22 protein-coding genes are annotated in these 19621 nt (G+C 44.5%); 11 read left to right on the top strand and 11 right to left on the bottom strand.

The window, feature by feature from the left end:
• The first annotated feature begins 28 nt into the window (after nucleotides 1–28).
• Nucleotides 29–1660 carry an ATP-dependent endonuclease gene (locus LY387_RS24905; RefSeq protein ID WP_234496824.1) on the top strand — a complete coding sequence of 544 codons (1632 nt, stop codon included), beginning with the start codon at nucleotides 29–31 and terminating at the stop codon, nucleotides 1658–1660.
• Between the two features lie 44 nt (nucleotides 1661–1704).
• Here LY387_RS24905 and LY387_RS24910 read toward each other — a convergent pair whose 3' ends face one another.
• Complete coding sequence (locus LY387_RS24910; protein ID WP_234497851.1) at nucleotides 1705–2184, bottom strand: DUF1097 domain-containing protein; 480 nt, start codon at nucleotides 2182–2184, stop codon at nucleotides 1705–1707.
• Between the two features lie 126 nt (nucleotides 2185–2310).
• The gene (locus LY387_RS24915) at nucleotides 2311–3216 is read right to left on the bottom strand and encodes a LysR substrate-binding domain-containing protein (RefSeq protein ID WP_042471503.1); all 906 of its coding nucleotides are present in this window, start codon (nucleotides 3214–3216) and stop codon (nucleotides 2311–2313) included.
• 378 nt (nucleotides 3217–3594) lie between these two features.
• Here LY387_RS24915 and focA point away from each other — a divergent pair, with 378 nt between their 5' ends.
• Nucleotides 3595–5043 carry a formate transporter FocA gene (gene focA / locus LY387_RS24920; RefSeq protein ID WP_234496825.1) on the top strand — a complete coding sequence of 483 codons (1449 nt, stop codon included), beginning with the start codon at nucleotides 3595–3597 and terminating at the stop codon, nucleotides 5041–5043.
• Nucleotides 5044–5201: 158 nt separating this feature from the next.
• Here focA and LY387_RS24925 read toward each other — a convergent pair whose 3' ends face one another.
• The 4 genes from LY387_RS24925 to LY387_RS24940 form a co-directional block, all read right to left on the bottom strand.
• Complete coding sequence (locus LY387_RS24925; protein WP_234496826.1) at nucleotides 5202–7346, bottom strand: YadA-like family protein; 2145 nt, start codon at nucleotides 7344–7346, stop codon at nucleotides 5202–5204.
• Nucleotides 7347–7699: 353 nt separating this feature from the next.
• Nucleotides 7700–8269 carry a YceI family protein gene (locus LY387_RS24930; RefSeq protein WP_128650096.1) on the bottom strand — a complete coding sequence of 190 codons (570 nt, stop codon included), beginning with the start codon at nucleotides 8267–8269 and terminating at the stop codon, nucleotides 7700–7702.
• Nucleotides 8266–8814: a cytochrome b gene (locus LY387_RS24935; RefSeq protein ID WP_234497852.1), complete on the bottom strand. Its 549-nt coding sequence runs from the start codon at nucleotides 8812–8814 to the stop codon at nucleotides 8266–8268. The genes LY387_RS24930 and LY387_RS24935 overlap by 4 nt, the downstream gene beginning before the upstream one ends.
• Before the next feature lie 153 nt (nucleotides 8815–8967).
• Nucleotides 8968–9204, bottom strand: a complete 237-nt coding sequence (locus LY387_RS24940) for a DUF2164 domain-containing protein (protein ID WP_234496827.1) — start codon at nucleotides 9202–9204, stop codon at nucleotides 8968–8970.
• A gap of 198 nt (nucleotides 9205–9402) precedes the next feature.
• Between LY387_RS24940 and LY387_RS24945 the strand changes: the two genes are divergently transcribed.
• The 4 genes from LY387_RS24945 to LY387_RS24960 all read left to right on the top strand — a co-directional run bounded on the left by LY387_RS24945 (nucleotide 9403) and on the right by LY387_RS24960 (nucleotide 12701).
• Nucleotides 9403–10047 (top strand): helix-turn-helix domain-containing protein, encoded by a 645-nt coding sequence (locus LY387_RS24945; protein WP_128650094.1) that lies wholly within the window; start codon nucleotides 9403–9405, stop codon nucleotides 10045–10047.
• A gap of 57 nt (nucleotides 10048–10104) precedes the next feature.
• Nucleotides 10105–10737 carry a hypothetical protein gene (locus LY387_RS24950; protein WP_128650093.1) on the top strand — a complete coding sequence of 211 codons (633 nt, stop codon included), beginning with the start codon at nucleotides 10105–10107 and terminating at the stop codon, nucleotides 10735–10737.
• Nucleotides 10738–10819: 82 nt separating this feature from the next.
• On the top strand, nucleotides 10820–11608 hold the full coding sequence (locus LY387_RS24955; protein ID WP_234496828.1) for a lipase family protein: 789 nt from the start codon (nucleotides 10820–10822) through the stop codon (nucleotides 11606–11608).
• Nucleotides 11609–11876: 268 nt separating this feature from the next.
• Entirely contained in the window at nucleotides 11877–12701 is an 825-nt protein-coding gene (locus LY387_RS24960; RefSeq protein WP_234496829.1) for an EAL domain-containing protein, read from the top strand.
• On the opposite strand, the gene LY387_RS24965 is transcribed toward LY387_RS24960, so the two are convergent.
• Nucleotides 12698–13519, bottom strand: coding sequence for a hypothetical protein (locus LY387_RS24965; RefSeq protein WP_234496830.1), 822 nt, complete (start codon nucleotides 13517–13519; stop codon nucleotides 12698–12700). The two genes, LY387_RS24960 and LY387_RS24965, sit on opposite strands and share 4 nt — an antisense overlap.
• A 137-nt stretch (nucleotides 13520–13656) precedes the next feature.
• Here LY387_RS24965 and LY387_RS24970 point away from each other — a divergent pair, with 137 nt between their 5' ends.
• From LY387_RS24970 to LY387_RS24980, 3 genes are read left to right on the top strand one after another with little or no spacing between them, the layout of a single operon-like run.
• Nucleotides 13657–14349, top strand: coding sequence for an AzlC family ABC transporter permease (locus LY387_RS24970; protein ID WP_234496831.1), 693 nt, complete (start codon nucleotides 13657–13659; stop codon nucleotides 14347–14349).
• On the top strand, nucleotides 14346–14666 hold the full coding sequence (locus tag LY387_RS24975) for an AzlD domain-containing protein (RefSeq protein WP_234496832.1): 321 nt from the start codon (nucleotides 14346–14348) through the stop codon (nucleotides 14664–14666). The genes LY387_RS24970 and LY387_RS24975 overlap by 4 nt, the downstream gene beginning before the upstream one ends.
• Nucleotides 14667–14679: 13 nt before the next feature.
• Nucleotides 14680–15147, top strand: coding sequence for a DUF3429 domain-containing protein (locus tag LY387_RS24980; protein ID WP_234496833.1), 468 nt, complete (start codon nucleotides 14680–14682; stop codon nucleotides 15145–15147).
• A gap of 22 nt (nucleotides 15148–15169) precedes the next feature.
• On the opposite strand, the gene LY387_RS24985 is transcribed toward LY387_RS24980, so the two are convergent.
• Together LY387_RS24985 and LY387_RS24990 are read right to left on the bottom strand one after the other, a co-directional pair.
• On the bottom strand, nucleotides 15170–15577 hold the full coding sequence (locus LY387_RS24985; RefSeq protein WP_234496834.1) for a nitrous oxide-stimulated promoter family protein: 408 nt from the start codon (nucleotides 15575–15577) through the stop codon (nucleotides 15170–15172).
• A 14-nt stretch (nucleotides 15578–15591) separates the two neighbouring features.
• The gene (locus LY387_RS24990; RefSeq protein WP_234497853.1) at nucleotides 15592–16071 is read right to left on the bottom strand and encodes an NYN domain-containing protein; all 480 of its coding nucleotides are present in this window, start codon (nucleotides 16069–16071) and stop codon (nucleotides 15592–15594) included.
• Between the two features lie 128 nt (nucleotides 16072–16199).
• On the opposite strand from LY387_RS24990, the gene LY387_RS24995 reads away from it, so the two are divergent.
• The gene (locus LY387_RS24995) at nucleotides 16200–16694 is read left to right on the top strand and encodes a DUF4174 domain-containing protein (RefSeq protein ID WP_128650089.1); all 495 of its coding nucleotides are present in this window, start codon (nucleotides 16200–16202) and stop codon (nucleotides 16692–16694) included.
• A 23-nt stretch (nucleotides 16695–16717) separates the two neighbouring features.
• Here the strand turns inward: LY387_RS24995 and LY387_RS25000 are convergent, their stop codons facing one another.
• Complete coding sequence (locus LY387_RS25000; RefSeq protein ID WP_042471473.1) at nucleotides 16718–17374, bottom strand: potassium channel family protein; 657 nt, start codon at nucleotides 17372–17374, stop codon at nucleotides 16718–16720.
• Nucleotides 17375–17394: 20 nt separating this feature from the next.
• Nucleotides 17395–17913 (bottom strand): NUDIX hydrolase, encoded by a 519-nt coding sequence (locus LY387_RS25005; RefSeq protein WP_042471470.1) that lies wholly within the window; start codon nucleotides 17911–17913, stop codon nucleotides 17395–17397.
• Nucleotides 17914–18095: 182 nt separating this feature from the next.
• On the opposite strand from LY387_RS25005, the gene LY387_RS25010 reads away from it, so the two are divergent.
• On the top strand, nucleotides 18096–19559 hold the full coding sequence (locus LY387_RS25010; RefSeq protein WP_234496835.1) for a DUF3943 domain-containing protein: 1464 nt from the start codon (nucleotides 18096–18098) through the stop codon (nucleotides 19557–19559).
• The last annotated feature ends 62 nt before the right edge of the window (nucleotides 19560–19621 follow it).

The raw sequence follows: 19621 nt of genomic DNA on the forward strand, positions 1-19621 counted from the left end.
TATGCATCACTTTCTTTAGGAGAGTTGAATGAAACTAGAACGAATTGATGTTTCCGGTTTTCGTGGAATCAAACGCCTCTCTATTGCGCTAGACGATCTCACCACTTTAATTGGTGAGAACACATGGGGTAAGTCTTCTTTGCTCGATGCATTGAGTGTCGTCTTGCCCGCAGACGGGTCACCTTATCAGTTTGAGATGAAAGACTTTCATGTCGACTACGCCGCATCTCATCCCCAAACTCGCCATCTACAGATTGTTCTTTCTTTTATATCGACCGAACGAAATGAAACCCTATCCGGTCGATACCGCAAACTTAAACCTATTTGGTTTGAGGATGAAAATGGTATCCAACGCTTCTATTATCGCATTAGTGCTACTCTCAACGGTTATGACATCACACAAAGGTATGAGTTTTTGGACCAAATGGGTAATCCGCTGAGACTGCATCATTCTGAAAGAATCGCTCAAGAACTCATGACCCTTCATCCTGTTATCCGATTACGCGACTCAAGGCGCCTCTATACGCAAGATGCTCCGACTAATGGTATGAATTCACGTTCAGAGAAGCGCATTCACAACACCGTTAGACGTTTAATGGCGATCCCTGGCCATGTAAACAAAGGAGAAATGAAAAGCAGCCTGAACTCAATGAAAGCCTTGGTTGAACACTATTTTTCATTTAAGAGCCATTCCAGAAAATCAGGCAAAGGACATCGTGATGGCGTTTTCTTCTCACGCCCCAACACGGAACAAAACCTTTCTCAGGTTATCGATGAAACCAAAAACCATCAGACACGCTTACTACTATTGGGTTTACTCAATGCGTATTTGCAAGCGAAAGGTCCAACAGATCTGAGGCGTTGTGCTCGCCCAATTCTGATTATTGAAGATCCAGAAGGACGCTTGCACCCTACACACTTGGCGCGAGCATGGAGTTTATTGCAAATGCTACCCATGCAAAAGATCCTCACGACTAACAGCAGTGATCTTCTTGGTGCAGTACCGCTTCAATCCATCAGACGATTGGTCAGGCAATCAGACAAAACCATTACTAAGAGTATCGCCACCCATAACCTGACTAAAGATGAACTTAGACGAGTCGGGTTCCATATTCGTTTTCATCGCTCCAGAGCCTTGTTTGCAAGATGCTGGCTACTGGTCGAAGGTGAAACTGAAGTTTGGCTGTTTAACGAGCTTGCCAATCAATGTGGTTACAACTTGGCTGCAGAAGGCGTTCAGATCATCGAGTTTGCTCAATCAGGCTTAAAATCATTGATTAAGGTAGCAAAAGCGTTCGGTATTGACTGGCACGTAGTGACAGACGGTGACGCCGCCGGCAAAAAATACGCGACAACGGTCATGCATCAACTAGAAGGTGAACATCCCCGCCATCATTTAACAGAACTTCCTGACCGTGATATCGAGCACTACCTCTATGTGAATGGATTTGAACTATTTTTTAGGGATCTTATCAAGATTCCTCATGATCACCCTATCCCACCGAAAAAAGTGGTGGCACGCGTTCTCAAAAAGTTTGCAAAACCTGATTTAGCCTTGGCTATCGTCTCGGAGTGCGAAGATAAAGGGGTAGAAAGTATTCCTGTATTGATTCGGTGGATACTACGCAGAGTCATCACAATGGCTAACGGCAATACATAGTAAAAAGCCACTATCAGATTTTATGATAGTGGCTTTCGAGATTTCTATTCGTTAACCAAAGCAGAGTCTGGCTCGTCACTCAAACGTTTATGAAGCCAAAGTCCACTTGCCTTCATCGTGTAGCCAAATAGCCCACCTAGTACTAGTGACGGCACGACGAGTTGCCATGCGCCATCGGCAGCAAATGTCGCACACGCGCCAATAAAAGTGCCAGGGATATATTGCAGCCATGCACGTTTAGCTTGGATACACATAAAGAAGGATACGAGTGCCGTCATTATGTAGCCAGCGATCTCGAGATTGATCAATGATGAGCCATGAATAATAATCATTGCCCACACCACACCTGACATGTTGGTTAATAAGCTCTGAGCAAGACCGATAACACCGTCTTTTGGAGAAGCAAAGTAACTCGTACAACCCAAGAAGCCAGCCCAAGACAATAGACCTAGCGATAACGCCGTCCAGCCCCAGATGCCAGACAAAATACCCGTTGTAAGAGAAATTGCGATTAATGGACTCATATCGTCAACCAATTGTTCGATTACGTTAACCATAAAGTAACCGAACATTGATTGAATTTAAGAGATCACGATCACGACACTGAAAGCAACATACATTCCATTGCATGATTATTGTGATAATTGTCACTAAAGGACAGATGGTTTCCCTTTCATCATTCTCGAACCTTCGCGTTTTACACACTCAACAAGTGGGTTCTCTGCCATGTCCGCACGCCAAATAAAGGAAAGTGTACGCTCCATTTCTAGTTCCGGAACATTCAATGCAACGAGCTCACCTGCTTCGATAAATCGCTCAACATCTAAATAAGGCAAACACGTTAAGTATTGACCATTTGCCACCATACTACGGAGCACGGGCACGTGTTCATACTCACGCCAAACATCAAGATCACCTATCAAATGATGAATAGAGCTATCAAAAATCTTTCGAGTACCTGAACCATGCTCACGGAGAACCCAACGTGCTTGCTCTAATTGTGCAAGGCTTACTTTCTCACGACGGGCAAACGGGTGATGTGCTGAAGCGACGACCGTTAAGTGGTCACGGCACCAGATCTCTTGGTGAATTCGATTATCATCGCAGCGCCCTTCAATGATCCCAAGGTCATATTTATAGTCTAAGACCCCTTCAATCACCGAATCGGTACTTTTTACCCCAAGCGAAATACGCATTTCAGGAAAATCGTTATCAATCGAGCTGATAAGGTCTGGCACCAAGTGTTCCGCTGGAGTTTGACTTGCCCCTAGCTTTAACTCGCCACTTAAAAGATGTTGCTCGTAGAATCCCATTTCAATTTGCTGCGCATCTTGCAACAGACGTTTAGCCTTGGGTCTTAGCCATACGCCCCAATGCGTCAATGCCATCTGCTTGCCTTGTCTCTCAAACAAGGGTCTTCCAAGCATTTTTTCCAGCTGTGCCAATGACATACTCGTCGCTGACTGTGTTAACGACAACTTATCTGCTGCCTGACTGACGCTTCCCGTATCTGCCACTGCATCAAAAACGGCAAGTTGTTTTAATGAATATCGCATCCGTTTTCCTTACACCACTAAGTCTTAAAATATTGTGTTCGACTGCAAATCACGAACTGTTTCTATCAGTTTCTTTTATGTCGCTTTTTCGATGTTCGTTCTATGACGAATTTCTCACCGATTGAGAATTACGACGTTCGCTAATCTCTCACTAAAAAACAGTACGTTATGGACTTGAGCCCTTATTCTACCTTGTGCAGTAAAGTTATCAATATTTCTGATTTCAATTTTAAAAATTATCAATTTTACCACTGCACCTAATTGCCCTTAATCTAGTTTCGAACACAGCACGGGGCTTTGTTCTCGCACTTTTATCTCAACTAATTAAGGAGTTATGAAATGGGCGATTCACACACAAACGAGGTTAAGGAGTAAGGAATGGCATCAGCTAGCTCCGAGAACAATCTGCTCTTCTCGCCATTAGAGATGATGGCAGAAGCTGAAAAGTTCGCATTAAGTAAAGCGAAGAAAACCAGTGGAATGACAATGAGCTTGGCCATTATGGCAGGCGCCTTTATCGGCTTGGCATTTCTATTCTACATCACGGTAACGACGGGAAGCGCAGATGCGGGATGGGGCTTAAGCAGGCTAGCTGGCGGACTTGCATTCAGTATGGGGTTAATTCTCATCGTGATATGCGGTGGCGAACTGTTTACGAGCTCAGTGCTATCTAGCATCTCCTGGGCAAATAAACAGATTAGCTTTAGCAAAATGCTTTCAATTTGGGGAAAGGTGTACGTTGGAAACTTCATAGGCGCGATGTTCTTGCTTTTGATTGTCTCTGCCGCAGGTCTTTACCAAATGGACAATGGTCAATGGGGACTGAACGCTCTGCATATTGCACAGCACAAATTACATCACACATGGGTACAGGCTTTCGCTCTAGGTGTTCTATGTAACCTACTAGTATGTCTAGCAATTTGGCTGACGTTTAGCAGCGCAAACGCGATGACCAAAGCCGCTATGACGGTTTTACCCGTCGCGATGTTTGTCAGCAGCGGTTTTGAACACTGTGTAGCAAACATGTTTATGGTCCCACTGGGCATTGTGATTCAAAACTTTGCAGGCGCTGAATTCTGGGCAGCAACGGGCACAACCCAAGCTCAGTTTAGCGACCTAACACCGATTCACTTTTTAACGAACAACCTTATACCAGTCACGCTAGGAAACATAATTGGTGGTTCGGTTTTGGTAGGACTTGCTAACTGGAGTATCTACCGCAGACCACAACTAAAAGCAGCAAATGTAACTGCAATTACACAAACCACTGAACTTACGTCAGTAAAGGAGACGCAAATGAACAACAACATCATCGTAAAAGACATCATGAACACTCAACCAGTAACACTAAGCGTAGAAATGCCAACAGCTGTTGCTCTAGATACACTTTTGGACCACAACCTAACAAGTGCTCCAGTTACAGACATCGAAGGTCGCTTGGTTGGTTTCTTCTCTGTGCACGATGTAATGGTTGATTTGTGGTGCCAAGACTACATCCCTGAGCAAGGTCAGAAAGTGGTCGACCTGATGAGCCGTGATGTTGTCGCTATCAACGCGTCTGAAAAACTGGTAGATGTGGCTGAATTTCTTTGCATCGATAAAGAGCAGCTATATCCGGTAAGTTCAATGGGCATCGCTACTAGCTTCTCTACTCTTTCACTAGAAGAGCGCGCTAAAGCGATGAAAGTAAACAAACCACATGTATTGCCTGTATTAGAAAATGGTGTCTTGGTTGGAATTTTATCAAGAGCTGAAGTAATGAAAGCTGTCCGCCCTATCTATGGCGAACGCTTGAATGTTGTTGAACGCGAACTTGAATCAGCGTAAGACAACAAACCAATTTTTGGCTAGGAAATAAGTCGTTTGGCCGAAAAAGCCCCGGTGTAAAAACCGGGGCAACTTTGTTTTAAGCCATTGTTATTGTTTTAATGCGTGACGTTGTGTTGCGTTTTTTATCCTGTAATAGATTTCTACTCAGAACTGAACTACCAGCGGTATTGAACACCGGCACCAGCAGAAACTTGAGATTTCGATTTCTTACCAGACGTCTCATAGTTCACTGTCATAGAGCCAGACCAAGAATCATTGAACTGATAAGCACCACCTAGTGCTAACGCTTTCTTAGAGCCAGCAGCACCCATACCAACACCAACACCGAACTGACCAGCAGTCGCAAGGACAGGACGCGCATTGTTGATTGCGTGAGAGCTTGCTACTACGCCGTCCATGCGGTCTTCAAGGACTAACATGTTGTCGCCCATTGCTTTCATTTCAGATTCTAGGTTGTCGATGCGAGCTGTATTCTTGTTAACACGTCCATCTAGGTCTTGATATGCGGTATCCGCAACCTGCCCCGCCCAATTACCAGCGTTACCGGCATCTTTATACAGTTCATCAAGTGCTTTAGCCGCATCTATCTTAATCTGCTCGATCTTAGCGTCTGAAGCACCGCCTCCATTCTTAATCTCTTCACGGATGCTAGCCACTTCTTCTGCGGCATCTTTACGCATGGATTCGACTTCCTTAGAAGCTTGATCACGCAGTTTGGCTAATTCAGCTTCACCAGCTTTAACTGCATCATCAATCTTAGAGTTTCCACCAGTATTTTTATTTTCTAATTCATCGATACGTGCTTGCATAGCTGCTAGCTGCTGTTCAATTTGCTTACCTGCTTGCTCTGCATCAACACGGATAGATTTGTTGACACCTTCGAGTGCAGATTCAGCTTTAGCGACCTCACGAGCACCAGCTTGCGCAAGTGAACTATATGCTTTCTGACCATCCATGCGGATGCCTTTGTCTACGGCTGTAATTGAGGTTTCTAGCTTAGCGACTTCGCGTCCGCCTGCTGCATATAGCTTGTCCGCTGATTTCGATACGGCTGCATCGGCTTTCTCTTGAACGTATTTTGTGCCGTCTTTCTCCATTAGATCCATTTTCTTATCTAATGCATTGGTGACCGATTCTAGCTTCGCGACTTCACGTCCACCTGCTGCATACAATTTATCGTAAGCTTTCTGACCATCCATACGGATGCCTTTATCTACCGCTGTAATAGAAGTTTCTAGCTTAGCAACTTCACGTCCACCAGCCGCATATAGCTTGTCCGCTGACTTCGATACGGCAGCATCCGCTTTCTCTTGAACGTATTTCGCACCGTCTTTTTCCATTAGACCCATTTTCTGATCTAAGGCATTGGTAACAGATTCAAGCTTCGCGACTTCACGTCCACCTGCTGCATATAACTTATCGTAAGCTTTCTGACCATCCATACGGATGCCCTTGTCTACCGCTGTAATTGATGTCTCTAGCTTAGCAACTTCGCGTCCACCAGCCGCATATAGCTTATCCGCTGACTTAGATACGGCAGCATCCGCTTTCTCTTGAACGTATTTCGCACCGTCTTTTTCCATTAGATCCATTTTCTGATCTAAGGCGTTGGTAACAGATTCAAGCTTCGCGACTTCACGTCCACCTGCTGCATACAACTTATCGTAAGCTTTCTGACCATCCATACGGATGCCTTTGTCTACCGCTGTAATTGAGGTTTCTAACTTGGCAACTTCGCGACCGCCAGCTTCGTACAAACGCTTGCCACTTTTTACTAGCTCTGAATACGCCGCCTTCCCATTTTCGATGTTATCTTGAATCATTTGGTTATTGCCTTTCGCGACAGAGCGAAGGAACTCTACGTCCTCTTGCACTTGCTCACCAGCAACTTTTATGTGCCCAATTTCGTTACGATTTACATCGATTTGAGCAGCGTATTGTGCAATATCACCTTCAATAACATTGTTGTTACGGTCATCTCGTTCAACGTCAACGATAGTTTCGTTGTTTTCTTCATCCCAATGAGTGATTTGGCTACGACTAGCGTCAATGCGCGTTGAAGTGTATTTGCCGTTCTCATCTGGACGAGTAGTGATAGTAGTGTAGCCGTCACCTTCTGTGATCATGCCTACTTCTTGTTGCGCTTCGTTAAGGATGTAGCCTTCTTCGTTAACAGTGTAACCCTGTGAAGCAAGGTCTCTAACAGCCGCTTCTAGTTCGCTTGCTTTAACGCTTTGGTTAGCCATAGCAGGAGCAGCGAAAACAGAGGCTAGTGAAAGTGCGATAAATGTCTTTTTCATTAAATAGGTTTCTTTGTATCAATAAGGAAAATTAGGATTTGTTATCTGGCGACTCTCCTTTCGCCTTATTGAACCGCTCGCTAATCATTGATGGCAGAGCGCTTCTTCAAACACCCCATTACTGCCTGGTGCTTGATTGGTGGTGTCCGTTTGGAACACGGGGCGCATCCTATTGATAAAAGACATTTCAAAAGTAACCTACCGTTATTTGTATTACTTAAAGAAACGTTAGAGAAGAAAAGAGAGTTGAGAAGAGTTACTAATAATCAGTGAGTTAGTAATGCTTTGGTGGAATGGACAAAAAAAACCCCGAGACTGTGCTCGGGGCTTTGATGGGAAATAGTTGGTAGAAATTACTTCTTAATACCTTCTACGTGCAGCTCCATGTCTACGTAGCTTGATGCGCCCATGACAGGGATTTTGAAGTCAGCCAGTTCTAGACGAGTTGTGCCGTTGAAGCCAGCGCGCTCACCACCCCATGGGTCTTGACCAGCGCCAATGAACTCAGCTTCGATCGTGATTGGCTGTGTCACACCGTGAAGTGTTAGATCGCCCATTACGTCTAGCTTACCGTTGCCCTTGTCTTTCACGCTTGTGCTCTTGAATGTTGCTTGCTTGAATTTACCTGCATCGATAAAGTCAGAGCTGCGGATGTGTTTATCACGCTCAGCATGGTTTGAATCAAGACTTGTTGTATCAACAACAACGTTTACAGATGACGCTTCGATGTTTGCAGGGTCGTAGCTAAAGTCACCAGAGAAAGTGTTAAAACGGCCTTTGATGTAGCTGTAACCTAAGTGGCTTACTTTAAAGTTGATAGAAGCGTGTGCGCCTTTCGTATCAATTGCGTAGTCAGCAGCGTTAGCACCTAGTGGCAATAGCATTGCCGCAGCCATTCCTGTAGCGATTAGTGTCTTTTTCATTTCGAAACTCCTAACATTTTTCGAAGAGTGTTGTCTTTGTTTATAAAGTGATGTTTCAAAGCAGCTAGCGCATGACCACCAGCGGCAAGAATAACGAACCAAGCAGCGTAAAAGTGCACTTCGCCCGCAATGTCTGATTGATTAGGGAAAAACTCTCCCAAGCCCGGAACTGTAAACCAGTCAAATACTTCAATTCCGCGACCATCTGAAGTTGAGATAAGGTATCCACTAACAAAAATGACGATAAGTGCAACGTACATAGCGATATGACCTACCTTAGCGCCAACCTTTTCGAACTGGTTGCCTTCTACTTTTGGTGCTGCAGTCACGTGCTTCCAAACCAAACGGAAAATGGTGAGCCCTGCCAAAAGGATGCCGATAGAACGGTGCCAGTGTGGAGCCGTTTTATACCACTCACTGTAGTAAGTGAGATCGACCATCCACAAACCCACTGCAAACATTCCAATCACTACAATAGCTGAAATCCAGTGCAGTGCTCTTGCTATCGGGTTGTAGTTTTTTACTTCTTTTACCGCCATCGTCATTTCCATGATTTAATCTAACTTGCCAATAATGTTAACAACTCATCAACCTATGGGATACAGTATTTACCTAACTTGACACTTTAACGACAACACCCCTTCGATAGAGTCATTCAGTTTTTTCGAACATCTATAAAACTAATGTGCTACAACAGGTTAGAGATCGTCCGACATTTCAATTTCGTAGAGTTCATCCGCTATGTCTGCTACTCGCCTGTCAAGAACCCCTTTTGCGTCCTCTAACCCTTGGTTGTAAAAGGCTGGCCCTAATTTCTTGATCAGGAAGTCTAATAAGAATTCAGCGTCAAACTGGCCTAAGTCTGTCTCTAATTCTTGTTCAAAATACTTTTGCAACTCTGACACTATTGCGGCTCTTTTCTTGGTATCAAACATTATTAATCTCATTTTTTGTTACAAATATAGGATGGTTATGGGTGATTAACGTTATGATTTCAATGCTGATTGTCGATTTTTAACACTAGATCACGATTCAACAATCTCGCAAGAGTCTCATTTTCAAACATTATTCAAGAACCCCGTTTCATTTCTGAAACTCATAAACTACACTATGCAGGAAATTACGGAGGAATCATGGATTACGGCTATCAAGAGCGCATTGTGTCGCTGCTTAAGGAAAATAAAATCACTAACAATGAGCTTGCAGAAGCTATCGGCAAAGGAAAAGCCACAATTGGTCGTTACCTAACTAAAGGTCCTACTCGCACCTATCCCTCTATCGAAGACCTTGCTCTTATCGCAGACTATTTCAACGTTCAGGCTCACTGGCTCTGTTTTGGTGTCGGCGACAAGTATACGGAAGCCAATGAAATCACCAAAGCGGCGAGCACCAGTGCCGCGACAGTGTCTTACTACAGCCGAACCGAAGTGACTAAACTGCTTGAAACGGGTGAAGCAGAAAGTAAAGGAACAATTCCCGTGCCTCCTGAGTACAAAGATTGCTTTGGGGTCTTATATCCAGTAGGAGGCACCGTCTCTTACAAATGGGACTGTGTCGCTCTGGTCAATCGTAATCAGGAATGGATTAACGATGACATCGTACTCGCTCGATTACCTGGTAATCCCCACCCAGACTTTTTTACGCTTGTTAAAGTCGGTACCACCATTCACGTTTGGTACGGTGACGACACAACGAAGAACGCGATCCATCAGGTAAACGACGATGAGATCGAGATTCTTGGTGTTGTACGTTGGGGGACATGGGAAAAGCGTATATAAGGAATTCTGATACGGAGTACGCCTCTGGTAATCCGTATCTGAGACAAGGAAAGAGTTATGCTTCTCGATAACGTCGTGCATAGCATCCGTCGATTTAAAACGGACTGCCAAGCACTTTGTTTACAACATTATCCGGCCGTACATAATGGTGGACTTACTAGCCATCATTTGTCACTTGCGTTCGCACGTCGTATTAAATCTGATTTCGAACAGCAGAGTTTAAGCGCTGAAATTGTATCTCTAGATTGTAGTGAGCCGCCGAAATTGAGCAGCACCTACCGTGTGACCACCTCTTACGGTACGGTTTGGGTCCTGGCATATCATTTCGTCAATGGAAACCAAAATAGTCGCGACCATATTTACTCACTGATTAACGAGTGGCTAGCGGAATATCAGTTTGCAGTACAGCAACGAGATCTGTTAGTAATTATTGCTGATCACTGGCTAAGTCGCTGTCACCAGAGCCGCTCTCTTATTAGTTGGTGGAACAACGACACGCAGTTAGATGAAGCAGCCTATATCAAACAAGGTGTAAGGTTATTGCCTTCAGAAACATCAATGAGTTCAACACTCTCCGAACGCTTTGGTGTTGTACCTAATTATGTGACACATATACACCCACTGACTAAGCCTGGCTCCGGAGAAACGGTTCTCAAGTATGTTCAATTGTATGCTGTCACCACAATGTAGTTGCCTGCATTCTTCGACATGTCATCAAACTTTCACTAAGGTTTTTCATAGTATTGTAATCCCATAAAAAACCGCAAAGATTGTGAAGAGTTTAAAACGCTACCAATACGAGAAATACGCTGTACTTTGTAACCTCGCTTATCCTAGAGTGTTTAAACAAACTCGCTATGGATTCGACCCCAACGGCCAACGAATTGTCTCGAATCGCTACGGAAAAACAGTCGTTCGTATCCTTTGGAGTAAAGACAAAGAAGAAGCCGTCATCGTAATTAAAGGCTCTCACAGTCTAACCGACTGGTTACTCACCTTTGCTATGTGGCAACGCTGTTGTAAAAAATTTGGCTTGGACTATCGCATTCACGCCGGTTTCCACTATATTCTGAATCAAGAGAGCCAACCTGCTCACAAGAAAGACAAACTTGGGCTAACGCTTTTTGAGCGAACGATAAAGATTGCATCAGAGTTAATCGAAGACGGTAAGCGAATTACGATTACTGGCCACTCTTCTGGCGGCGCTATCGGTTGTATCATCGCAGATGCACTAGAGACGGCATATCCAAAGTCGATAAAGCGGATTGTGACCTTTGGACAGCCAGCCGTTGGAGGGCTCAAGTTTAAAAAGAATTTTCAGCTCGCCCACAAAACTTATCGAATATGCTGCGATCTCGATATCGTCACCTTTCTACCTCCGCTTCCACTTATCTACTGGCACGTAGGAAAACTGCTTTGGCTCTACAATGGAAGAATTTACGAGAATACACCGACCATTGTCCGTCTAGGTCGGTCGTTGGTCTCATGGATAATTCGCCCTTTCTCTTACCACCTGATGAGCAAGTACATTCGAAACAAAGATTTTTTCGACGAACGCTGAAATGAGAGTTTCTTCAAAAAAATTGCATAAAAACAAATATTTTTAAATTTGTATTTAGATTACTAACATTTACGTGTTTTATATGATCTAACTCACTCAATATAGAGATAAAATGTTTAATAGTTCAAATTATCAATGATTGTGCACATTTTATGCTCTATTTTATAGATGAAATGTTGATCTGCGTTTCATTTCGCTAATGCCTTCCTAATACTGAACCTCTGTTCATTCACCAAACCGATTTGACTTGTCATCTAACCGTGACAAGATGATCACAACGTCAATATCAGTTTCCAAAAAGATGCTCCTTACTGAAAAACATCAATTTACTCAGTGTATTCGAACCGAAGAAAACGGTTGCTATATCGCGCAGTACAAAGACCTCACCCTTAAGAGTGTGTTTCAACCGATATTTAGTCGTTCGAGTATTATTATCGGTATGGAGGCTTTAGTAAGGTTATTCGACAAAAACGGTGACCCGATCCCACCCAACTTGTACTTCCAAAATGAAAGCGTTTCTTTAGCAGACCAGCTTAATGTGGATAGATTAAGCCGAGCGATCCATCTACGTAATTTTAGTATGTCGAACTATCGAGAGAGACTGATTTTTCTTAACTTCCTCCCTATCTCAAGTGAGCGACTTGCTGCAGAAGGTATTCGTTCATCCTTGCTGATGTCCCGATTAAAGGCGCTACAAATCGATTGTCGACGAGTCGTTGTTGAGCTGGTTGAGCTTACTGCGTTTAGTTCCAAAACCCTGGCTTCAGCGGCAAACCACCTAACTAAAGAAGACTTTTTGATTGCTATCGATGACTTTGGGTGCAAAGAGTCGAGTCCGGAGCGTGTGGCCCAGGTTAAACCCAATATCTTAAAACTGGATAGACAACTGCTGATTGATTATATGGAAGGCACCAAAGAACCACTCCTTAATGGCATTACACTGGCAAAAGAGTGTCACGCCAAGACAGTGATTGAAGGTGTAGAAACAGAACGCCAGCTTGAAGCGATGAAAGCGCTGGATATTGACTTCTTTCAAGGCTACCACTTAGCCATGCCACAAGCTCTACTTCCCCGTTTAAAGCTGGTTAGTTAAAAGCGTTTGCCAAGCATGAACGTAAAGCCTTCTCTCGTTTTACCGCTCTGAGCCATCAACGACGCCTCCCAGTTGTCGGTAAAGGCTTTTTGCATGCCTACCATTGTTGACCAGCGGCTGGACGTTTGTTTGGCACTAAACCTAATATCGCCTAACTGCCCTTTAAGTTGTCTCTGATAATCTTGGTATTGGCCGCCGACCACAATTCGCCAACCACTGTCACCTATATTCAGTCCAATTAATGGCGTCACCACTAAGGCGTCGAGACTCACACCGACACCAGAGACAGAGGTCGACACGTATTGAGCATCGACTGTCGTAAAGAATTGCTTATGTCCATACGCTAACGTGGTACCGACTGCAGTAATCGTTGAGGACGTTGCCATACCATTGATCTCTAGTCGCTCTAGGTTACCATTCGAAAAATCGCTTATACCGATTGCTATGTCTGACGACGTGACCGCTTTACCAATCATGGCGTTAAAGCCCCAAAACGGAAGCACCCATACATCTCCCCTCACAGCAACAATGCTTGTTGTATTTGTCGTTTGGCTGCCGCCATTTGGCAATATATCGTCTACGGGTTCACCATCAATCTTGAAATCCCCGAGCTGCATAAGATCTTCCTGCTGGTGGGTAAATAGAGAGATTCCAATTGGCTTTGGAAGCTTAATACCCATATCTCTCACACGATCGCCAAAAAAGGGCAGCGTACGACCATAATCTTCATCCTTAATACCGGTTTTGGTTTCATGCTCCGCAGATATTGCCGACGTGGACATGCCTAAAAGAATGATCGAAGTAAGAGTTCGTAGCATCAGAGGGATACTCAAGTTGAAACAGGGAGCGAGATAGTATCAAGGAGTCAGCGTGATGAATAATTCCGATTTTATATGCTCCAAGCCTTGAAAATCATTCAGTTAAATACAATCTATGTCACACAAGGAGTGTATTTATGGATAATTCTTCATCGCGTGTTGCGCGCGCCACCAAGGGATGTGTTGCCATGCTGCCATTGAGTTTGGCAGTCGTGCCCTGGGGCTTTCTCGCCGGTTCATTTGCAATTGATTCAGGTCTCACACCACTAGAGGGACAGGCGATGAGCGCGATACTCTTCGCAGGTGCAGCTCAACTCGTCGCAATGGGTATGATAAAATCCGGTGCGACGCTCCTTACCATGGTCGTGACCATATTCTTTATTACTTCTCGTCACTTCCTTTATAGCTTATCTATGCGCAGCCATATCAAAGATTTGCCGTTGCGATGGCGGCTATCTCTTGGCTTCTTGTTAACAGATGAGCTGTTCGCACTTTGCGGACACCATAAACCAGAGAAGTTTGATAGATGGTATGCCTTAGGAGCCGGTCTTTCCTTCTATCTCATTTGGAACTTAGCGACGGTCGTTGGCATTATTATCGGAGCAAAGATCCCAAACCTTCAGCAATATGGTCTGGAGTTTGCCGTTGCCGCCACTTTCATTGCCATTGTTGTTCCTAACATTACCACTTTACCTATATTCCTTGCTGCTTTATCAGCGTTAGTATCGTCAGTGCTCTTCGCGGCTTTAGACATTGAGCTTGGTTTGGTTATATCCAGCATCGTCGGCATGACGGTTGGATACCTGTGTGAGGAGAAAATGAAGCGATGACGTATCTCGTAATTCTTGTACTTACCGCGATTGTTTTTTTAAGCCGGTACCTATTTTTGGAACCCAAAGTTCCTTTGCGGATCAGTAGCGGTGCACAGCGCTTTCTAGCCTACGCGAGTCCAGCCGTGTTGACAGCGATTTGGGGGCCCATCGTCTTTCTCCCGCATGGCGAACTCGTACTGTCTGATAACTTGCCTTATCTATTGGCAGCGACATTTGCGATTATCTTAGCTCGAATTATCAAGGACGTATTAGTCACCACCATAGTTAGCATCTTAGTGTTTCTCGTCTTAAACTTGTGGGTATTCGCAGCTTAATGATTGAGGGAACATGGAAAATCGGGAATCGACTAAAACCATCGCGTTGATGAGCTGGCTAGGTTATCTTGGGCTAGTTCCTTTTGCACTGTGTATCGCGACATTTACGGCAAGCGCCGACTTTATGGGCGTTAATACCAGACTGCTGTTCTTGGCGTACAGTGCCATCATTTTGAGTTTTCTGTGCGGTATTTTGTGGTCACACGCTCTTGCCTACGCGACACATAAACTCTCCTTCCCTATTTTACTGCTAAGTAACCTCATCTGCCTGATGGGATGGCTGGTGATTATCATCGCACCAGAGCAGTTTCGATTAGGCGTCGTCGTGGCGTTAGTTGGATATGTTTGCGTTTGGCTGGTCGAGAGAATCAAGCTTAACGCTTTAGGAGACGAGTTTCCTAAAGATTATAAGCGTCTGCGCAGCCATTTGACTGTGGGCGTGGCCGTTGCACATATCGTTGCTTTCGCCGGCGCCCACTAACGTGAGACTATTTATCTGAAGACTATTTATCTGAAGACTGTTTATCGGAAGACTGAGCTTTACGGCGTGCTCGGTTAGACAAACCCGCTTTCGGTTTTGGTGGTACTTCGCGGCGTTCATGTAGAAGATGTCGAATCGACAAAATCGGATGTGGTAGCAACATGCGCGGCCCTGCGTAGCGCATCACGGCTTTCATCTGCTGTTTTTCTTCTGGTTTGTAGCAGTGGATTGGGCATTTATTACAAGTCGGCTTAGACTCTCCATAAGGACAGCGATCCAACTTAGTTTCAGCATAAACGAGGAGCTCTCGACATTGCTGACACAGCGTTGAGCTACCATGGTGTTGCTTGCAATAGATCTTCATCATAGCAGCAACCGTTTTGAACTCGGTTTCTAACTCACCAACTAAGATTTCACTGCTTTTCTTCATGACACCCTCTCAATCTATCCGCCAATCAGCAGGCTTGACTCGATTGGAATAAATTGATCCGCTGCATCAATAAGGTTGTTAGCGGTGAGTTGCTCAACCCCCACTACGGTTACTTTAGTTCCAAAACGCTGTTGGATGCGCTCAACTAAGATTTGAAAGTCTCCATCGCCAGAAACCAAGACAACATGGTCTACCGTTTGGGCCATTTCGAATACATCAAGCGCAATACCGACATCCCAGTCTCCCTTTGCGCTGCCGTCAGAACGTTGGATAAAGGGCTTGAGCTGAACATCGAACCCTATTCCGCGGAGAATGTGGTGAAACTGCCTCTGCTTTTGATCTTGTGAAGCAATCGCATAAGCACGAGCGATTTCGACGTGACTACTCTCACTCACTCGAGCCCAAAACGCGTTGTAATCAAAGCGACCCGCGAAAGCTTGACGTGTTGTGTAGTAGACGTTTTGAACGTCAACGAATATGGCTGTTTTTTTCATAATCATGATATTGAATTTGCCTTGGCGGCAGTGTATCAAATTTATTGTCCTGAAGTGGAACTTAGTGAGACGAATCTCAGTGGCTAAACTTAACGTATAACCTTTTGGTCGCTAGGTAGGAGGCAACTATGAAAGGTATCGTATTTATCGCAATCGCATCGCTAGTCAGTGCCACAGCTTGTGGCTATCCAGAATACGCTAAAGAGGGGCATCAAAGCGATCCTCATGGTTCTCAGTATCATGAAGGTCACCTCTATCATGGACTGTCACATCGCAGCGTCATGTATTTTGCTCCTACCAAAGACGTATTGGTGGACGAGTTCTTACTCGGTACGCTAATTAACGAGTGTGCCCTTGAAGAGCGTGACGTTGTCACCATGGTAATGACCAAAGATGGGTTCTCATCACCTGGGTGGGTAAAAGACACTTTCGACTACAGTAAGTTGGTTAAGATGTACGACATCAAAGAAGGTGACCACAAGGCAATACTCATTGGCAAAGATGGCACAGAGAAACTTCGTTGGGGTCCGACAACCAATTGGATTGAAATCAAAGATACTATTGATGCTATGCCAATGAGACAAGCTGAGATGAAGCGAGCAGCAAGCCGCTGCTCGATTTAGGATAAATGTGCACCAATAAAGAACTATGCGTCTTTTTGAGCTAGATGGCTGCTAACCAGGCTTGCGACCATGATTGCCAGATAGAAACTGCCAGTAATTGACTCGAGGAACACAAAAAATCTCGGGATCGCTAGCGCCGGAGAAATATCGCCATAGCCAACGGTCGTCAATGTAATAAAGCTGAAGTAAATCACATCGAACAAGTTATCCAGCCATGGCTTAGCCTCCAATCCATTAAAAGGAGCTTCAAACAGCTCCAATTGAATGAGATAGATGAAAGCGAACGACAGCCCAAACAACAAGTAGACACAAATAGAACCAACAATCTGATTCAGCGTGACTTTTGTTGGCATCATCACTTGCTTCAGCGCAGAGTAAGTCTGAGCAAGCACGAAAAATAGCAATGAAAACAGGGTAACCAGAGACAAGTCGTAGTCATCAAACAGCGAAAACACACCTGAAATAACCGCAACCGTTATCATCACCGCATACCAAGAGCGGTAAAAGGTCTGTTTTCGGTGGACGCCAACTATCGAGGTACTCATACATAAGATGATCAAGGCAAGGACATAGTCCTGTGCGTCATCTTTAAACTGATGCACCATGGCGCTCATAAAAAAAAGAACCAACAATGAGCCTAGCAAGAAGAAAAAGTTGTCGTCTTTACTCATCAATTTCATCGAATGCATTCTCCCTAACGCTACAGCATCTCTTTGGCAATAAGATGCAACAGATACGTTTCTCGCTCGATACTCATGCCTTTTTTGTCGCTTTCAGCAATGGTTTTTTCGTTAAAGGCAATAGCATCATGGATGTTGACCCATAGAGGTTTCATTCCATTTTTCACCTCATAATCTTCATAAGCGGTCTGCCCTAACTCACGGTCAACTTTACAAGAATAACAGAACGAAATCATATGCATAACATCAGCATCGTCTTTATACCAAGGCCGAAACTCTTCGTAGATGCCAAACGGTTTGATACCATGGATGTTCTTCGCGCCCGTCTCTTCTTCAAGTTCACGCACCATACCCGCAATAACGTCTTCTCCATCATCTAAGCCGCCACCCGGCAAAGAGTAATCGTGATAACGCTCTGTATAGAGTAGAAGAATGTCTTCACCATCAACAACGATTGCGCGCGTCGCGTTTCGTTTTATGATCGTTTTATCGTCTAGGTGAGAGATATCTGGGTGGATAGCAGTGGTAATTTGTCTCACAGTTTTGCTCTTTAATGGTCTGTTTTCGTGAAGTTTACCACAAAAATATGAACTTACAGTTGTATGGCGTTTTCTAGTCAATTCGATTGCGACATATATTTATAGAAATGGTAGTATTGCCGACTTGCCCAAGTTCAGGTTAAGCAACTAATTCCGTATTAATCAAATAAATATAAATCACTATGAACCCAACGACTTCTTTTCTCGCTGCTGTTGCTCTTAGTTCGGCTTCTTATGCCCTAGCCGAAGACTCATCAAGCGACTCAGTTTCAGAACAAGACTTACTTAATCAAGCGATTCGTTCCGATCAGATGATGACTGACGATGAGTTTCACTCAACTCAATCAGAATCACTGAATGCATTGGGATATCGATCGATTTCTACCAACAGCAGTTTTGAAGAGCTACGCCAAGACGACTCCATCAGCCAAGCAAACTTTTATGACTCCCCTTACCGTGTCTCGCTGTTTAACCCGCAGAATGGCGAAGACAGTGAGCGCCTTTGGTCTCAAACCAAATCTATTTTTGCCTACGGTGTTGGTGTAGCTGGTGTTCTGGCACTGATGCCAGAGTCCATCACAAACTGGGAAAAAGACGACATCAAGTTAATGAACAAATGGTGGGACAACGTTCGCTCTGGTCCTGTTTGGGATCGTGATGATCACGTTATCAACTACATTGGTCACCCTTATTTTGGTGGTGTTTACTATCAAGCGGCACGTAAGTCAGGCTATCGCCAATGGGACGCCTTCATGTACTCGACGCTAATGTCGACCTTCTATTGGGAATACGGTATTGAAGCATTTGCCGAAGTACCATCTATCCAAGACCTCGTTGTTACTCCGACGCTGGGTTGGGTATACGGTGAATGGGCATTCAATAAAGAAAAGGAAATTCGTTTACGCGGCGGTACTGTGTTTGGTTCAGATGCGCTGGGTTCAACCGCCCTATTCTTCTTAGATCCAGTTGATAGCCTAGGCCGTGGTGTAAACAACATTGCGGGTCGCGAAATCGTCAAAGCGGGTACCGGTTTTGTTGGCGTTCACTCCAATGTTCTAAGAAACGGCGAAGTAGAAACCAAATATCAAATGCAAGTTCAGTACGCGTTTGGTGCTGGCGAGACGGATGACAGCCTAAAACGACGTCAGAAGAAAAACTACCATCAATACACAGACGATCCTGTTACATATGGAATTGTTGGTGTGAGTGCTGGTTTTGCTTACCCACAACTCGACAAAGAACGTAACCTAAAGAACGACTTTGCCCCAGCCTTCACTCTTGGTCTGTATTTTACCAACCAACTGTCAGCACGCTTGGGTTACATGCAAGGCAACTATGAGTCGACCGTGGATAATCAGAAGCATATCTACGAAAACTACAGCTTCGACGTACAGTACTACTTGTTTGCTGACAACGCGCTCAAACCTTACATCAATGCGGGTGTGGGCGAAGCGATGTTGAATAAAGACCGTGACACCAAGAAGCTACAGTGGAACATAGGTACAGGCTTGCACTATACGCTCAATGCTAACTGGTCTATTCAAGCAGACTGGAAATACGCGTATCACCGTAACTCTGGAGCACGTGATAGCCTTTGGGGCTCGCGCCTTATTTACCGATTTGGTGAAGGTAACAAGCACATCTAATAGCGATGAGCTATCGAGTTTGTAGGAATTCTGGGAGCAACTGAGCAATGACAGCGATTATT

Source organism: Vibrio maritimus (genome assembly GCF_021441885.1).
In the GTDB taxonomy this organism is placed as follows: Bacteria; Pseudomonadota; Gammaproteobacteria; order Enterobacterales; family Vibrionaceae; genus Vibrio; species Vibrio maritimus_B.

Bases quoted from the DNA above. Each gene is read 5' to 3' on its own strand.
- LY387_RS24905 (WP_234496824.1), top strand. From the start codon at position 29: ATGAAACTAGAACGAATTGATGTTTCCGGTTTTCGTGGAATCAAACGC.
- LY387_RS24910 (WP_234497851.1), bottom strand. From the start codon at position 2,184: ATGAGTCCATTAATCGCAATTTCTCTTACAACGGGTATTTTGTCTGGC.
- LY387_RS24915 (WP_042471503.1), bottom strand. From the start codon at position 3,216: ATGCGATATTCATTAAAACAACTTGCCGTTTTTGATGCAGTGGCAGAT.
- focA (WP_234496825.1), top strand. From the start codon at position 3,595: ATGGCATCAGCTAGCTCCGAGAACAATCTGCTCTTCTCGCCATTAGAG.
- LY387_RS24925 (WP_234496826.1), bottom strand. From the start codon at position 7,346: ATGAAAAAGACATTTATCGCACTTTCACTAGCCTCTGTTTTCGCTGCT.
- LY387_RS24930 (WP_128650096.1), bottom strand. From the start codon at position 8,269: ATGAAAAAGACACTAATCGCTACAGGAATGGCTGCGGCAATGCTATTG.
- LY387_RS24935 (WP_234497852.1), bottom strand. From the start codon at position 8,814: ATGACGATGGCGGTAAAAGAAGTAAAAAACTACAACCCGATAGCAAGA.
- LY387_RS24940 (WP_234496827.1), bottom strand. From the start codon at position 9,204: ATGTTTGATACCAAGAAAAGAGCCGCAATAGTGTCAGAGTTGCAAAAG.
- LY387_RS24945 (WP_128650094.1), top strand. From the start codon at position 9,403: ATGGATTACGGCTATCAAGAGCGCATTGTGTCGCTGCTTAAGGAAAAT.
- LY387_RS24950 (WP_128650093.1), top strand. From the start codon at position 10,105: ATGCTTCTCGATAACGTCGTGCATAGCATCCGTCGATTTAAAACGGAC.
- LY387_RS24960 (WP_234496829.1), top strand. From the start codon at position 11,877: ATGATCACAACGTCAATATCAGTTTCCAAAAAGATGCTCCTTACTGAA.
- LY387_RS24965 (WP_234496830.1), bottom strand. From the start codon at position 13,519: ATGCTACGAACTCTTACTTCGATCATTCTTTTAGGCATGTCCACGTCG.
- LY387_RS24970 (WP_234496831.1), top strand. From the start codon at position 13,657: ATGGATAATTCTTCATCGCGTGTTGCGCGCGCCACCAAGGGATGTGTT.
- LY387_RS24975 (WP_234496832.1), top strand. From the start codon at position 14,346: ATGACGTATCTCGTAATTCTTGTACTTACCGCGATTGTTTTTTTAAGC.
- LY387_RS24980 (WP_234496833.1), top strand. From the start codon at position 14,680: ATGGAAAATCGGGAATCGACTAAAACCATCGCGTTGATGAGCTGGCTA.
- LY387_RS24985 (WP_234496834.1), bottom strand. From the start codon at position 15,577: ATGAAGAAAAGCAGTGAAATCTTAGTTGGTGAGTTAGAAACCGAGTTC.
- LY387_RS24990 (WP_234497853.1), bottom strand. From the start codon at position 16,071: ATGAAAAAAACAGCCATATTCGTTGACGTTCAAAACGTCTACTACACA.
- LY387_RS24995 (WP_128650089.1), top strand. From the start codon at position 16,200: ATGAAAGGTATCGTATTTATCGCAATCGCATCGCTAGTCAGTGCCACA.
- LY387_RS25000 (WP_042471473.1), bottom strand. From the start codon at position 17,374: ATGAAATTGATGAGTAAAGACGACAACTTTTTCTTCTTGCTAGGCTCA.
- LY387_RS25010 (WP_234496835.1), top strand. From the start codon at position 18,096: ATGAACCCAACGACTTCTTTTCTCGCTGCTGTTGCTCTTAGTTCGGCT.